This window comes from Escherichia sp. E1V33 (assembly GCF_004211955.1).
Lineage (GTDB): Bacteria > Pseudomonadota > Gammaproteobacteria > Enterobacterales > Enterobacteriaceae > Escherichia.
Genome location: NZ_RHJI01000007.1, coordinates 1 through 16,109, shown reverse-complemented (window position 1 = coordinate 16,109; position 16,109 = coordinate 1). Strand labels below are relative to the sequence as shown.

Here is a 16,109-nt window from a genome sequence, read left to right as displayed (position 1 = left end):
GATAAATTGATGTTTTTACAGATTTTGCTGCTGTTTCAAGTGTCTGATCATCACCTTTCCCTCTGGCATAAACTCGGTCCCATACCGTACAAGTCCGATACCTCTCAGTTCCGCATCTATGGCGTAACGCAGCTCCCCGGGCACTTGCTGTTCGAATAAAGTTACATTAAGGGACTGCAAACGTGGTTCATACTTGAGTAGAACACCGGCCAGCGTATCGATTAGCTCGTGGGCTGTTCCGGGCATGCCTTGCAGAATTTTGGTCATATCCGGCAAACCATAATCTGGTAGATGAGATATGGTCCCGGCCCGGGCGTTCAAGATACGCTGGATGTTATCCAGCACGGATAAAATGACCTGGTCTTCTTCGTTTACAACTTCAAGGGGAAGATCCCCTGTAAAGTTGCCAGTGAGAATTTCATATAACGATGGGGATTTTCTATTGGACATTTAGACCTCAAGAATCCGCTTCAGAGTCTTTAAAAAGTGGGAGGCCTTGAGATTTTCTCCACACCCTCACAATTTTGATAATATTATTGGGGTTCCCGTCTTCTGGTGATTCAGGATAGGCTATTAGGTCTCCTTGCTTAGGGTGCTCAGTAATAACTATGAAATGGTACATGAGCTTATCTAAGTAAGTATCTAATTCTTTCCCTTTTAGAAACTTATCTTTCCTTGTTGCTTTTCTAAATTCATGTAAGAATTCGAGAAATTCATTTTCAGTGTAATCATTAAACGTACGCATAAATTCAAACATATTTTTCTGTCTGTAATTATGGATTTAATAAAGTGTCATTTACTCTTGGAATTACATAGGGTTATAACGTTCTAGTTTAAATATCTTTGAAAATAGGAAGGCTTTGGGATATTCTCCAGTTTAAAACTGCCTCAATCAATCCTTCCGGAGTACATTTTGAATTATCCTTTGGGTGAAATATTAAATCGCTCTTTTCAGGATGCTCCGTGATTTTGTCAAAGTGATTCGATAATTTTGTCAAATAATCACTAAGAGATTCCCCCTTTGGCTTTGCTTTTCTTGAATTCTTAAAAAATTCATTCAAAAAAGCAAAAATTCTTGTTGTGTATATTCTGAAAATGAGTTTTTAAGTTCCATAAATTACCTTCTATTCATTTTGTGTGGTTTTATTAATCTTTAAAAAGAGCTAATCCATGGTTTTTTCTTGATTTTTTATTTCCTTAATTACGGATTCTGGATTGTCTTCTTCTGGGTGTTAGGGTAATATATAAAATCACTCGCAGTAACTGAGCCTACTAAGTAAATGATTTTATCCAAAAGCTTGTCCAAATAATTTTCTAATTCTGTATTGCTTAATGATTTTTTTGATACTTGCTCGGGATAGAATTCACTTACAATTTCGGTGAATTCGTTCTCTGTATAATTGGAAATGTTTTCGCTCATCTCAGTTACATTTATCATTTCGTGTCTCCTATTTACCATAGTGAATAAATTTATGTTGAAATCGTGATGCCGATTTTACCATTCACACTGGTCTGCGCCAGACCGCATGGCATAAACCTCAGAGATCATCTTGGGCGAAAGTCATTTTGCGGGAATGATGTTAGTTATGGAGAAGTAGGAATTCCTTTAGCTCATTAGATAAATTTTTTTGCTCTACGTAATGTTTTTTCTTTTCCAGAGATAGCCTCCCCCAGAAAGGGTGCCAATATATACTCCACCATGCTTCTATATCGCCTTGTAGACTTCCGAATGTTTCTACATCCCGGTTAGGGAATACAGTGCTCGGTAGCGGTGGTTCTAAATATAAAGCGTAAATATTATCAATGAGGTTGTTGTCATTAGTTATTATATCTACTGCTGTTTGACCAAATTCTTTAAATTGATAATAGTGAAGAGTGCTGTTTTTGAGCGAATAAATAGCTTTATTGCTGGTTATCTTTTTGTTGAACCTTTCCTCGATCGTATCAACTAGCTTTGCTAAGTCATCGGATTTAATCATGAACCTGGTTGAGTATGCATATACCCCGCTCCCAACAAAAAAGAATGGTGGGTATCTTCTTTCTGAGTCTGGGATTGTGATAAAGGTATTTTCAGAATAGATATCCTGAAGGTTATTTTTTTTTTGCTAAATAAACGATCGAAATTAATTTTCATCAATATAATCCGCAACCAAGTCCGCTCCATAATATCCAGCGACTCCGAATATCATTCCCCAACAAGTCCATTTTTGTTACTAAATTAAGACCGTTACGCAGCAGTCATGATGATATTCTATTCATGATTCTTTGACCTAGAAGTCCTTAAATAATGGAAGCTCTTGATATTTTCTCCATTTAATTATTTCATTTAATGCACCTTCAGGCGAATCATTTTCAGGTGTGTCTGGGTAGTATATAAAGTCACTAACTTCTCCGGTCCCAACCAGTACAGTCAACATATCAAGGAGATTATCTAAATAAGTTTCTAGCTCGTTACCCTTAGGTGATGACGATGATCTATGTTCTGAGTAAAATTCATTCAAGATTTTCATGAATTTATTTTTAGTATAATCTTCCAATTTGTTTTTAACACACCTATTGTTAATCATAATCAGCTTTGCATTCCTCATAATGTGCAAGCAGAAATGTTTGGTTAGATTATCTCATCAGATAGCCATATTGAGTTCAGGTATTAATTCTTAACTATCTTTAAAAAGTGGAAGCCCTTGGGATTTTCTCCATCTTATTATTTCCCCGATCACCCCATCAGGGCTATCTTCACGGTCGTCTGGGGGATAGAATAACAATCCATTACCTTCAGGGTGATTTACAATTAGGTCAAAGTGCGCAACTAAATTATCTATATACTGCTGCCGCTCTTTTCCTTTTAATTTTTTTGGGTTCGTGAAAAATTCATTTAAAAAGGTTCTGAACTCATCCTCTGTATAATCCTCAAGCTTTGGCTTAAACTCCATAAATCACCTATTTTTCTTTGAGTGTAAATTAATATGATTTCTAACTGTGTTTACGCGCATGTTTTCAAAGTCATAAACAGCCCCACTATCAATAATACGTTCTATATGGTGTATTTCAAATCTTTTTCTTCCACCAACTTGTTCTGGCACTATGCTGAAAGGAGCATTCCCATCTCTTATTTCCATCTGGTTAACCCTTTTAAACTGACTCATCAATTCAGGACATTCTGCCACAGCAAGCCAAAACTCTTCTCTAAAATGGTCAAAGTTACGGAAGGGTTTTCCTCTAAGTTTATCAGCAACCTGCGCAGGTACAGGTGCCCCCAGACCAGAGCTCGCAGCCTCAAGCCATTTCTCTGAACCTGATAGCGTCTCCCCCTTCCCTGTTGCCACACCTGGCTCATCCCTCGCGGTTTTGAGATAAACATAAATCGGCTTAATCCCTGAATCCGCAGGGAACACCAGAATGTAATCGTTAAGATCGCGTTCTTCCGGCACCGGGAAAGGTGGTGTCGTGTATTCATCTTTACCGTCAGGAATTGGCGTGACGAGTATTGTTGCCTGGTCTATTGGCTTGATGTCGCTGCCGGTATGTGAGGGAAGGTCACTGCCCTCAGGTCTCTCTGGCGTCCAGGTAATCAGCGGACCATCGGCACCGTGAGCTGGAGTGAACTCATATTGATTATGCTCACTATTCCACACCATGTTTGCTGTGCGGACACCTTCATACGGGGTACCTTCACCCGTATGGACGCCATAGACCCGCATGTTGCCCTGTTCATCCTGGCGCCAGAAGAATCTCACCCGGGTTGTCGCTTTTGCCCCGGTGATGGCTTTCTGCCGCAGCTCTTCCTCGTACCAGAATTCATCCCGGCCAGGAACCCTGTCACTCCCCTCGCCCGCAGATGGAACGTAGAGTGCGGACATCATCGCTCCTACATACGGAATTCCCCGGGCCGCGCCCAATACGCCGGTCAGGGACCATTCTCCCCAGACCTGGGTCATCACGCCCGTAGCAGCCCCAAGAGCAAGTGGTGCAGCCGTTGCCTGAGCGCCCCCGGCGTCAGGCTTACGCTTTTTGGCTGACTGGGCATGCTGAACGACTTCATCATCTGCATGCTCATGCTGATGGCCATAACCGCAGCAGTCGTCCTCGACAGGCTGGGCAAAAATTGTCATCTGTCCAAAGTTATCAACGGGCTCTTCGGCAGTACCGGCATCCGTGCAGCCTTTCTCCTTCAGGCAGGATTTTGCATACACCGGCGTCACCCACGGGGTGAGCGTTTCGGGATTGAATTCTCTCATGGTCGCTGGAGGCGGTAAGGATAAGGCCTCCGGAGGTTTAGCACTGGCTGATGCCGCCATCGTCCTTTTCACCTTCCGTACATACGACGCTGTCGTACCATACTCGACCTTCCCGGCCTCAAGCTTCAGATAACTGCCACCACCAATCAGCGTGATACGTTTTTTTCCGGCAAAGGAGATGTCACTCGCTGAGCTCAGCGTCAGCTTCTTCTCAGCGAACAACCGCATACTGGCGTTTTGCGCCTGGACATCTATTGGCCCTTCCCCGGATTTCAGGCTCAGTTGACCGGTGCGGGCAAAGAGCCCCAGCTTCTCCCCGGTCAAAGCGGTCGCATTGCCCATCACTCCAGCACTGAAGTCTTCTCCGGCGTTAAGCGCAAGGTTCCGGCCCGCGGCCAGCTGCATATCTTCTCCACTGGTCAGTGCCATGCCTTCCGGCGCCGAGAAAAGCACCGCTTCATTGAGCGGTTTCAGCCGCTGCTCAAACATCTGTATCTGGCTGTCGACATCCCCCTTCAGCGCCAGGGCCTTTTCTGCGGCCATTTCCAGTTGTTGCAGTTGCTGATTAAGCCTGTCGATTTCCTTCAATGCAGCATCCATGTCCAGAGCATCACCCTGCGCTTTCGCCTGGACATCCGCAGCGACAAAGAGTCCCTTTCCTGCTCTCAGGACTCCCCACTCATCGGTGCGCAGCTCTGTGCCTTTACCGCGAAGTTGTCCTTTGCTGTTCACCAGGTGCCCGTTGTTGAGCTGCGTTTTACCGTATTCCGTGGCGAGTTTGATGTGCTCCTCACCACGCTTGTCTTCCATCCGCAATTTTGAGTTGGCCGGTGTCCGGAGGATGTTCCGGGTATGATTGTCCCGGTTCACAAGATCGGGATGTTCGGAGTCGTGTAGTGCACAGGCGATGTACGGCAGATCAATATCGCCATTGCTGTACGCAATCGCCACTTCGGTGCCATCGATGAGCGGCGTATGCCAGCCCAGCGTTTCACCGGCATAAGGCTTCGCCATCCGCAGCCAAAGGTAGCCGTAACCGGGTTCCGTCCCCTCCCGGTCGAAGTCCTGCTTCACCCGATAGCGCCCCTGCTCATCCAGATGTGCGTAGGTATCATTTTTTTCGCGACTTTCGATCCGTGCCGGAAGCGTACCCGCGATGACCGGACGCGGGATCTCTGCCGGACGGAAGCAGTAACGTTCGGTGTAAGGCTGGCCCCAGACCGACACATGCAGACGGGAATCACGGGCGCCCCGGAAGGTCACCAGCGTAAGGATGACGCCCTCTTGCAGGGCCGTAATGACATCGCCCTGCGGCTCCAGCACCTGCCCGGGTGTGAGGTGTGCAGCATTGCTGAACAGGTGAATACGGGCCGACCTGTTGAGCTCCCGCTCGTGGTGAAGTCGGGCCCAGAACGCGCCAGATTCGGTTTCCGGCTCCGGGCTGGCATCGTCTCCCGCTTCACGATAAGGGGCTGCGTAGCGGTAATGCTCCCCGGTGGTGACCACATCATTACGCACGCTGACCGCCGCATTCATCGGCATGGTGGCTGTCCGGTAGTTGTAATCACGCGTGGTGACAGTGCCGGTGGCAATGTTGTGCCAGGTCCGCACATCCCAGACCGATTCTGCCACACTGTCGAACAACCCCGACGGCTCGCTGTAGGGCAACTGCACATCAAACTGATAGTTAAGCTGGCTGTCGGCCAGTATGTAAGTATCCAGACCGCGCACGTCGTCCATCTCCGTACGCCAGTAAATACCCACCTCAGACAGAATGCGCTGAATGAACTGCAAATCCGTTTCCCGCCACTGAGTGATAATTTCACGTGGTGGGTAGGTGCGCTCCAGTCTGAATTCAAAATCGGGACCTTCCAGACCGTGTTTACGCAGCACCTGCTCAACCACCTCAGGAACAGACTGGTTCTGATAGACCACGCACTGTCGGGTATATCCCAGGAGCGCCAGGCGCGAACTGATCGTAAGCCGGTAGTGAGACTGGTCCTTTGAGGTGGAAAGCCATTCCAGGCGGGTCACCATGCCGTGCACACTTTTACCGCTCCGCATCCGGAAAGAGGCATATTTCATCAGCACCTCTTCCGGGGGGATATTCGCCTGAAGCGTTGTGAACTCGATGTCCCAGCTGAAGGGTTCGCTCAGTGCTTCCCTGCCGTAAAAGCGCAGAACATCCGGCTTCACTGAGCTGTCAAAAATATCCAGAAAATATCGGGTCTGTCCGTCAAAAAGCGCTAACCAGTTATCCATCACGTCACTCCTTCACCGGCACGAGGCTGAGCCAGCCATCACCCAGTTCAATCGTGCGGGGGTTGTCCGGGTCCAGATCGTCACGGGTCAGCACCAGGCGCCAGCGGTTGTCCTTCTGATCCGGGCGGTTAAATAATCCCACCACCGCCACGAACTGAGCGTCTTCATCCATGGGCATATTGAGTGTCATGCTGCCTTCTGGCATCACCAGCAGCTCTTTAGACGCCAGTACGTCGTCTTTAAGTACCGTATCGGCATTGCGCAGCAGTGTCTGGTAATCGGCGGCATCAACCGCTTTACGATCCCTGAGCTGATAAACTCTCACCATCGTTGCCAGCGGTGTCTGTGCGCCATCAGCGTTAATGGCCGTACGCGGGGTAAAATCCAGATGCAGCGTTTTGATTTTCTTGTAGAAGATGGATTTCGTGATGCTGACCGTACCGTCCGTGACAGTCTGAGTCAGACCGCAGCCAGCGAGCAGGCTACAGGCAATAAGCGTCAGCGCCCACCAACGGGTTACTGTTGCCATTCAAAAGTTCCTTTATTGAGAGTGGGAGTACGTGATTATTCGAAGCGGTAGTGCCCGTCTTCAGCGGACGGTAGCGCAGAACATTGCAACCCTTCATAGCAGCCCAGACTGACGGTCAGACTTCCCCGACTATTGCTGAGCTTGCCTGCTTTCAGGCCCAGCAAGCCGGTGCGGCCCAGCTGGATACGTCTGCCTTTGCCAAGGCGTGGCTCAGGCAACAATCGTACGGGTACGGTGAGGCGCAGTCGGGCGTCACTGCGGTAGCCGAGATAAACGCGCAGCAGGACCAGTAAATCGGTATGGAGGAAACCACCTGGTAACCACCCTTCGGCTTCCTCCGGATCTTCTGTCTCCAGCGTCACCAGTACCCGACTGCATGCTTCCTTTGCCGTTTTACCCAGCGTGGCTCGCTGAGAAAGACAGATGCGGTTCCCGGTACCCAACCCGCTACGGTTATCGATATGGACCTTAACCGGATCGGGCTCGGTGATAATTGCCCGGGTATTCGGTGCCAGTAGGCTTACCAGGGCCCGAATGCCTTCTGCATTGCGGGTGGGTAATCGCATGGTACCCAGCAAGGCCAGAAAGCGTGAAACCGGCGTTGCCACCTGTTCAGCGGTGCCCGGTATACCAAGGCCGACCAGCCCCAGCAGACACTGAGATGTGGCATCGCGGCCACCTGCCTCGAAGGTGGCCGGCCAGGCGTATTTCCGCCAGATCCGATAATACTGGGTGGTGATACGGTGGCTGAAAATATCCAGAAACGAGGTAACTGCCTCGTGCCCTTCGCGGCGCTGCGCAATGTCGTCCAGCCAGGACGTCGGCAGAGGGGAGTCCACGCCATATATCCCCAAAAATGTCGTACGGACCGTTGGGGGTAATTCCGGGTGGTCTTCGTCAGTCTCCACCGCTTTGAGGGTACTGACCGGGAAACCCATACCAGGCCAGGGCCTGAAGCGGACCGGATCGTTGGCTGGATGGCTGGAGGCGCCCAGTTTCGGCGCGTCCGGATTTTCCTGCTCCAGCAGCTGGCAGAAACGATAAAAATTGGCCCGCCAGATATCTTTGCTCAGGACTAGTGTTAGCCCGGGACGTACTGGCTGTGATTCTCGCGCCATCTCAGTCGTTTTCCTGTCGGTTGCAGCACCAGCGTAAGCTGGTTGAAGAGGTGAATATCAGCGTAGCGCGCGAAGAACCGGTGCAGCATTTCGCCGAAGAGATTCACATCCCCCTCGCCTGCAAAATTATCCATGTTCAGCGTGACCTCTATGTCTACTCCCCGGAGCATAAAGCCCTTCTCAAAACGGCGGAGCAGGGTGTGCTTCACGGCGACGATAGCTTCAAGCCGACGTCGGTTCATTTCATCATCGGTCCAGTCGTACAGCGCCAGCGTTCCCCGCAGGACTTCCGGATTGTCCATCATGCTGAGGAAGTTTGAGCCGAGGTGGCTCATCACCCGCCAGTGAAAACGGTCGTTTGCAGGGGGATACAGCGGTATCGTCGGTGCGGTGACGTTCAGTACCCTGACGGGCACTTTGCCGGTTTTTGCCACCCTGTCCAGGAGCGTACTTTCCAGCGCTGTGCGCGGAAGCTGCCCGTTGGTACCGGTTATTCGCATCGAAAGGGATTCTGGTTTATCGGACAGCTGCTCCAGCTCGAACGAACGCCCCCCGAGAATCAACCAGGTGTCATACAGGCCAGAGGGGCCGCGTTTCACGCGGGTGTGGTAATAACGTTCAGGGGCATCGTGGCGCATCATACCGCCCCGGTGCCGGAAGCTGGTGAACGGTACATAGGGGTGTTTGCCATTCTTTACCGCGCCATGGATATCATCGACGCTGTAAATCTCGGTGTGACCATCCTGAAGACGCAACGGCCTGAGCAGGTATTCGTTATCCAGCGGGTTAAGCGTCAGCGGATCGGCCTCCAGGGTGAAGAGGTTGATGACCGGTGCACAGTGCAGCCGGAAGTTTTCCGTTTCAAAAGGCAGATCGGATGACCAGGCTTCACTGAGCACGATGTCGATTTCAAACCAGGAGCTGGCTTCAGTTAGCCCGATGGTGTCGAGGCCACGCAGTTCAACAAACATAAATTTCGGTCGGAAGCTGAAATACTCCAGCAGCAGCTGGTAACCACTGAAGGCAGTATCGGCTTTCTTCCACAGGCCGTCATTGTCGTCAAAGCCCATGGGTTTGCACCAGCCATCAAACTGATGACGTTCGGTGTATGTCCCTGAATGGCGGGCGTACATGGCGTGAACGCGACGGGTCAATGCCAGGTGGAGTGCTGAACTGATCGGACTCTCTGCGTTGAGGAATATGGCGACTTTGTCGATCCCGGCTTTGCTCCAGTCCACTTTTTCAGGGCATTCGAAGCGCAAACGGATAGCAGAGCGGCCATCGGTTTCAGTATGAAGGCGGGCATCCGCAAGATGCAGTGGTTGCAGAGGAACATCGCGAGTCGTCCGGTACTGGCAGGCGGTTTTATGCGGCCCGACAGGGCGTGATTGTACGGAGAAACCTTCGGCAAGAAGTTCAGCCTGACGAAGGCCACACCAGTCAGGAGAGAATTCGACGATAGCCAGCGACGGGATGGTCCGCATATAGTGTGGCCACAGCAGACTCACCAGCCCTTCGGTCAGTTCCGGCAGGTCATCATCCAGCTTCTGACGCAAACGGCCCATCAGGAAGGCAAAACCTTCAAACAGGCGCTCTACATAAGGATCGCGGGCGCCGGGTTTATCCAGATTAAGCATCGCTGCCCGATCCGGATGGGCACGGGCGAACTCTTTGCCCGCCTCACGCAGATAGCGCATCTCTGCTTCGTAATAGCGAAGGGTTAAATCATCCATGCATGGTATTCCTGAAAATTATTAAAGAGAATATTAGCCACAGAGCACCATGGCACTGGCCGGGTCAATGGCGATCAGACCCACCAACGGGCTTTATCAGATTCACTGTGACCGGCTTTCATTCGTAGCAGCTTCAGGCGTTGGGCCAGGACTTCAAACAACAGAGCGGGCTCCGAGTCTTCCAGCGTCAGCACTGGCGAAACGTCATCTACCGGCATGGGGCAAGTGAATCGGTTTCCCGCCACTTATCAACCTGACTGAATACACCTGAAGACCAGCCATCTACCTGTTTAGCAAAGGCCAGCACAGGATGAATGCCTCTGTTCATATTTACTCAACACCTTCAGTGCCAGCAGCAACGTTAAAAATGGACGCGGGCAGCGTAAATCCCTGTAGCTTTAGTAAGGCTAGCGGACCGTCGCCCAGCTCGCTGCGCATGATGAACTTCAGAGGATTGCCATCGGCGGTGATCCACACCAGTTGTGTACGGCTGGCATCGAGTGGAGTGATCAGGGCTTTGTCCAGCAGGCGAATGAAGCCCCAGTTACCCTGGTTACTGGCGAAGAGTTGCATACCGCTGTTTACACTACGCCAGATGAGCGACACACCTGGATAGTAAGTATTCCCCGGCCAGGTGAAGCTCTGCCAGCTTTCCATCTGATTGAAGTAATCCAGGTTCTGCTCATCGAGGGTAAGCTGCACTCTGGCAACATCCCGTGAAGGACGCGCCATCAGTTCGAAGTGAACACTCGCATCGCCCTGAGAGAACATGATATCTGACAGTTCCGCCAGCTGATTAATCGCCCGGAGAAAATCCGGACTCACAACCATCCCCTGACTTGCGGAAGGATCAACGACCCAGCGATTCCCTTCCTGGCGGAGGATCCCGCCGAGATTAGTTTTCAGGAAGGTAGTGATTCGACCCGAGTCGCTACGCAGGAACTGAGCCAGTAGCGGCAGGGAGGCATCGCTGCCGGTGGCTTTAAACGGGTACCGTCCCGCAAAGGCCTTATTCCACTGATCGACAATGGTTGTCTGCCAGCGGACATTGAGGCTACCCGCAGCCGGGGCAATTACCTGCCGCCAGGCCAGATCAAGCGGTTGCACAAATAACGACTGGCCAAATCCATTCCACCCCTGCCCCAGACTCGCCGCAACCAGACTGCCGTAGTCGCGGGTATCGGTCAGATCGATGGCTTTGCCCTGGAATACTGTCTGGGCCAGCATCTGCGACATAGCCTGCGGATCCGGGGCGCTGGTGACTTGCTGAAGCTTCAGCCGCACCTGAGTTACGCGGGCCAGCCAGGACTGGAAACTGAGGTTACCGTTGGCACCGGTACCCTCTTTACCTTCCATAAGCCCCATCAGCGGTCCAAACACGCCATCAAGCGGACCTTTAGGGCCCTGTGCCTGTTCAATAAACTGTCTGGCATTTTTTTTCTGACCGATCAGCTTTTTCGCTGAGTCCACGATTGAATCAGCCAGAGCCTCACCTTTCTGCCCTGTTTTCCCCTGCCAGGCCAGCGTGTTCATCAGTGCCACTAGCGGGGACTGGCGGACATCACCGATCAGACTGAGCTGGGCAATCGCCTCAGACAGTGACGTGGCTTCCTGCCACTGTATGCTGTTGACCATGTTGAGCCAGGCGTTACCAAAATCGGTGAAATAGCGTTCAGTCAGGCGGGCCTTCAGCGCCTCCGGGGAGATATCGCTCCCTGTCTGATGGGTCTTGTCCGACAGTACCCAGTCAATTTCATCGCGGCGGGTTTTCACGACCTCATCAATCGCATCCTGTACCTGCTCTTCCCAGGCCTGACGCGTAAACATTCCAGGAACGACTTCATCAGTGCTGAATACCGTTGAGGCATCGGTGTCGCCAGTCATATCAGCAAGCGTTAAATCAGGCCAGTTGCTGGCCACGCGCTTAAGCATCTCCTGATATAACCCGGACTCAGCGTTCCGCTGGCCAATTTGCTTAAGCAGAATTTGACGGACTGTGCTGATTAATTGGGCATCAGGCTTAATTTTCCATTCCGGATGAGCCGGGAGGTTTTGCGCATAAAAACCCAGCAGTTTCGGTGCGATGTTCTGCCATATGCCATCCGGCACATTCTGGCGTTTCGGTAAGGCTTTCAGCGCGTTTTTTGCCAGCCAGCCGGCGTCCGCTTTGTCCGGACGCGCCAGCATCAGATAACTTTTGAGTATGTCATATGTATGCTGTGTGCCCTGCGTACGGGCATCACTGGCAGGAGGTAGTTGCACAAAGGCATTCAGCTGCTGCCTGAGACTGTCTGCTGTAGCATCCCTCATTAGCTGTGCGTTATTTTTCGCATACAGCGGCCAGAGTGCGGCCAGCGTGTCGCTGTCCTGATTAAGACCAAATCGTGTGTACCATGGCGCGCCGGTCGTCTCACGATGTTGCAGACGGGCAATGGCCTGCTGGAGTACGAGCTGATTGTGCAGACGTTCAGCCAGTGATTTTGCAGTATCCGCTGCCTGTCTTGCCGTTTCCTGCGCCTGATAAATCTGAGTACGGTTAACGATCAGAGACAGCAGTGTAGCGGCCCCCCACAGGACAATCAGGGAAAGCAGAATTAACCGCAGCATCTTCAGCCAGTCGAAGCCCAGCTTCCTGCCGCTGACGGCATCACAGTCATCAATGACGGCTTTCCAGGTCAGTGTGTCGGGGCGTGTGTTTGGGACCGAACCGACAACGGCCACTTCAGGACTGAACATGACACCGCGTAAACGCCAGACCGCAGATCCCTGCATCAGCCCGCCGAGCAAAACATCCAGACTGGCTTTCAGCTCCTGCCGCAGTTGGAGGGATAACTGAAGCAGACCGAAATCAGCCGGATTATTCAGTATCTGTGCCATACCTGCTTTTTGCAGATGCAGTGCCAATGTAGAAAACCCTTCACCCGCGTCTTTCACGGTGCCATCAGGCCCGAATATGACCCCTGTCGCAGCAGTTTCCGCGCCCTGCTGAGCATCGGTGGCGTTGTCAGTCAGCCACAGCCAGACAGGCACCTGCCAGCCCAACTGATGGTCGGCTTTCTGACGGTAACGCAGGAGGGCATCCCGTTCGCCATCCGTTGGAAGGGCTGAAATACTCATCACCTGAATGATGCCATCAACCGGTTGCCCGGATCGCAGGCGCTTCAGTTTTGAAAGGAAGATCTCGTCCGGAAGTGACTGCGCGTCACCGCCATAAATCAGCACATTGCCGTCGCCTTCCTGCCAGAGGTCATTACACAGGCCCGGGGCAGCTTTGTGAACGTCGTCCTGGTTGCCCATCACCAGAAGGAGTCGCACTCTACGCTTCCAGCGACGTCCATAGCGAAAGCGCAGGTGTTCGGATACGGCGTCTTCGCTGAAGACCGGTTCATCGTCGTCTTCTTCACCGGGAATGGTGCTCATTACCGGAGTGACGCTCTCAGCCTTTTTCCGTCCCCACTGGAAATACAACCCAGATTTACCGGCGAGGTCGAAAGCCTTCTCCGTCAGCCAGCCGAGTAAAAACAACGTGGCAACCAGTATGGCGCAGAATGTGAGTATCCGTTGGCCGTCATACGGACCGAAGCCGGTGGCCGAAGCTACGTTTTCCGGAAAGGCATAAAACAGAAATGCCACGATGGCTGTCAGGAAAAAGGCGACAGTTACAACGGAGCCGATGAGAGTTTTTACTTTTACCTTAGACATTCTTGGGCGATTCCTTGCGAACTTCTTCTTTGGTGATGACAGCGATCCAGACGTCGTCTTTGTCAGCGGTGGGTTGGGCGGCGATAACCTGCGGGCCATTATCTCTGCATGCCACTGAGGCAAGAATAACAGCGAGCCAGGGGGCGGCGCGGCTGGCATATCCCAGAACGGAATCAATTCCATGATTGTCTTTTGACAAGCTGAATGTTACCCCGTTATCTTCACAAGCCATATTCCATCCACTTCCGCCTGAAAGGACTGGACCTGTATACCAGGCCGTTTTTAGTGCCTCAGGGGCTGTTGCGGCCCATAACAGCGCCCTGTCCAGCGTTTTTACAAGCTGGACTTCCTTACCCTTTTCTGGGCGATGAAGGCATACTGCATCTGGATAGCCAGCAGCCTTACGGTTGCTGAACACCACAAGAGTAATGGCATCGGCGTCACCTTCATCAGGTTGCGCGGGCAATGAAAACGTCACCTCTGCAAGAATGCCTGGAGTGTTCCAGCGCTGATCAAGCCAGGCATCAAATCCCGCCAGACCTTTGCCTGCGAGGACTCTGAAAACTCTCCCGGTTCTGGCCGTGAGTTCATTTCTGAAGTGCTCCTCCAGTCCGGGACGGATATCATCGTCACAGTCCAGCATCAGGCAGCAAGGAATATCCTGCGAAAGGATGTCGGTAATTTTTTGTACATGGGCGACGAGTGTTGACGTTACAGAGATGAGTTCTGTATCCAGAGCTGTCTGAAAACTGGGTAAGGCTGCATACCTGACAGCAGATTTGGAACCACGTGGCGTGGAGGTCTCTGAAGCTGGAACAGTATGATTAACAGCTTTAACCAGTGCAGCGGGAGTATTTCCTGAAAAGTGTTGAACATAGGTATCGAGTATCCAGCCACAGCGCTGACCACGACAAGTTTCGCTATCAATAAGCGCTTCGCGTTCCGCATTCCTGGACTCAGCCCCTACCTGCTCTACTTTATATGCAAACCTGCGCAGGGAGAAAAGAAGCCCCCAGAGACAGAAAGGCAATCCCAGCGCAGTAAACCAGAAAATAAAGCCAGTGCGTTCTGCCGTCCAGTTCCAGAGCGTTAACGCAATTCCTCCTGACATGACAAATGCCAGGAACAGCAGCCATCGGCGGGTATCAGGTCGTGGAACCTTCGACGCCTTTTCAGGGATAGCATCCAGCAGGACTGGCATACTCAGGCAACCTTTGCAGAAGCAAAAGAGCTGATCAATGTACAGCCACAACCACATTTATGGCCGTGAAAGGCGACCGGGATCCCGTTATCAAGATAATCAGGATTACCTTCGATGATGGTTGTCGGACCATGTAGAGGTATCGGGCAGAAAACCATATCACCTTTACGCGCCACGCCAATCCCACCAAATATCATGGTGTCAGAACAGGTCATGACTGAACCGCCGTGAGTGGTTTTGTCGCCTTTTCGAATAATTTGCAACATTTGTATCTCCATTAATTTATTGTTTACAGGGCGGAATAAATTAATATTTATTATTCAAGTGTTTCAGCGTTGATCCAGAATATAAGAGGTAAACCTTTGATATTGATATAACCAATATTTACCCATTTATTATCTTGTGAAATCCGTATAACCCTTACCTTATCTCCGGAAACAAGCTAAGCACTGGTCTTATTATTACGCGAAAAATAAAATAAATTTTATTTATTTTTTGCTTTGACTTTCATGAAAATTCCGCTCGGATATTCAGAAATGGTTTTTAATGCAATTTCTTTCGCCTTTTTGTTTTTCTTTGATATATATCCTATTTTCCTTAGATGGTAAGACGCACTGAAGCATGTAAGCCATTCCAGAACTGACTAATATTTCTTTTCCTCCGTCCTGGTATATCCATATACCTCTCCATCCCAGTCGCTAACCTGACACCTGGCTATCTTATTCACCAATTTAACAATCAATGCATTAACATTAAATTTAAAACTCTTCGATGAGTTAAAATGAAATTTATTTTTGTTGGGGGGCTTATGGAAAATTAAATCTTTCCTCATTCACGTAAGGAATATCAAGTATATATTACTTATAATACTATCGTGTCTAAATGAACTCGGTAAGCAATCACTGGATTGAATAATCCTTCCATTTTTCTTGATATCAAACGATATTGTATATTTATTTTTTTCAGAACCTTCGATTACATTAATGACATAATTGTATTTGCCGCGCTTGAAGCCATAATAAGTAATTCTCATTTTGCTATCTTTGGTGTGCCTCAGGTTATTCCTTTCATTAAAAACCACTTTTAACTCTGTTTTACCATTCTTTTCAAAACTATAATTAATTTCTTTTGTAATATTATCAATGAAGAATGAAGCTTCTTTACCTCCCTCTCCAGGTAATGAGCAAGTAATGATTTTAGTGGATTCTTTGTAAATAGACCCGTTTTAGTTCCATGCATTTTTTGAGAACCCGGCCAAATAATGGTGAAGTCGGTATTCCTCCGGTGTCATATTGTTCAGTGATTCATGCGGGCGTTCACAGTTAT

Annotated in this window: 10 protein-coding genes and 4 pseudogenes; all 14 read right to left on the bottom strand. The window is 50.2% G+C overall.

The window, feature by feature from the left end; translation table 11 throughout:
- Positions 1-15 precede the first annotated feature (15 nt).
- Positions 16-450 carry a type VI secretion system baseplate subunit TssE gene (tssE, locus tag D9742_RS06505; protein WP_130210702.1) on the bottom strand — a complete coding sequence of 145 codons (435 nt, stop codon included), beginning with the start codon at positions 448-450 and terminating at the stop codon, positions 16-18.
- Positions 451-457: 7 nt separating this feature from the next.
- Positions 458-757: a bacteriocin immunity protein gene (locus D9742_RS06500; protein WP_130210704.1), complete on the bottom strand. Its 300-nt coding sequence runs from the start codon at positions 755-757 to the stop codon at positions 458-460.
- Between the two features lie 823 nt (positions 758-1,580).
- Entirely contained in the window at positions 1,581-1,979 is a 399-nt protein-coding gene (locus D9742_RS06485; protein WP_130210706.1) for a hypothetical protein, read from the bottom strand.
- A gap of 678 nt (positions 1,980-2,657) precedes the next feature.
- Positions 2,658-2,933: a bacteriocin immunity protein gene (locus D9742_RS06475; RefSeq protein WP_130210710.1), complete on the bottom strand. Its 276-nt coding sequence runs from the start codon at positions 2,931-2,933 to the stop codon at positions 2,658-2,660.
- Between the two features lie 3 nt (positions 2,934-2,936).
- A pseudogene (locus D9742_RS23355) lies at positions 2,937-3,764 on the bottom strand (S-type pyocin domain-containing protein); the annotation flags it as partial.
- A gap of 501 nt (positions 3,765-4,265) precedes the next feature.
- Positions 4,266-6,500: pseudogene (gene vgrG, locus D9742_RS23350) on the bottom strand (type VI secretion system tip protein VgrG); the annotation flags it as partial.
- 4 nt (positions 6,501-6,504) lie between these two features.
- Positions 6,505-7,029, bottom strand: a complete 525-nt coding sequence (gene tssJ / locus D9742_RS06465; RefSeq protein WP_130210714.1) for a type VI secretion system lipoprotein TssJ — start codon at positions 7,027-7,029, stop codon at positions 6,505-6,507.
- A 35-nt stretch (positions 7,030-7,064) separates the two neighbouring features.
- Positions 7,065-8,147: a type VI secretion system baseplate subunit TssG gene (tssG, locus tag D9742_RS06460; protein ID WP_130210716.1), complete on the bottom strand. Its 1,083-nt coding sequence runs from the start codon at positions 8,145-8,147 to the stop codon at positions 7,065-7,067.
- Positions 8,111-9,880 carry a type VI secretion system baseplate subunit TssF gene (gene tssF / locus D9742_RS06455; protein WP_130236363.1) on the bottom strand — a complete coding sequence of 590 codons (1,770 nt, stop codon included), beginning with the start codon at positions 9,878-9,880 and terminating at the stop codon, positions 8,111-8,113. Before tssF ends, tssG begins: the two co-directional genes overlap by 37 nt.
- Before the next feature lie 33 nt (positions 9,881-9,913).
- Positions 9,914-10,080 (bottom strand): annotated as a pseudogene (locus D9742_RS06450) (type VI secretion system protein TssA); the annotation flags it as partial.
- 130 nt (positions 10,081-10,210) lie between these two features.
- Entirely contained in the window at positions 10,211-13,582 is a 3,372-nt protein-coding gene (locus D9742_RS06445; RefSeq protein WP_130210720.1) for an ImcF-related family protein, read from the bottom strand.
- The gene (locus tag D9742_RS06440) at positions 13,575-14,783 is read right to left on the bottom strand and encodes a hypothetical protein (protein WP_130210722.1); all 1,209 of its coding nucleotides are present in this window, start codon (positions 14,781-14,783) and stop codon (positions 13,575-13,577) included. The genes D9742_RS06445 and D9742_RS06440 overlap by 8 nt, the downstream gene beginning before the upstream one ends.
- A gap of 2 nt (positions 14,784-14,785) precedes the next feature.
- A complete protein-coding gene (locus tag D9742_RS06435) occupies positions 14,786-15,049 on the bottom strand; it encodes a PAAR domain-containing protein (RefSeq protein WP_130210724.1) in 264 nt (87 codons plus the stop codon).
- 959 nt (positions 15,050-16,008) lie between these two features.
- Positions 16,009-16,109: pseudogene (locus D9742_RS06425) on the bottom strand (integrase); the annotation flags it as partial.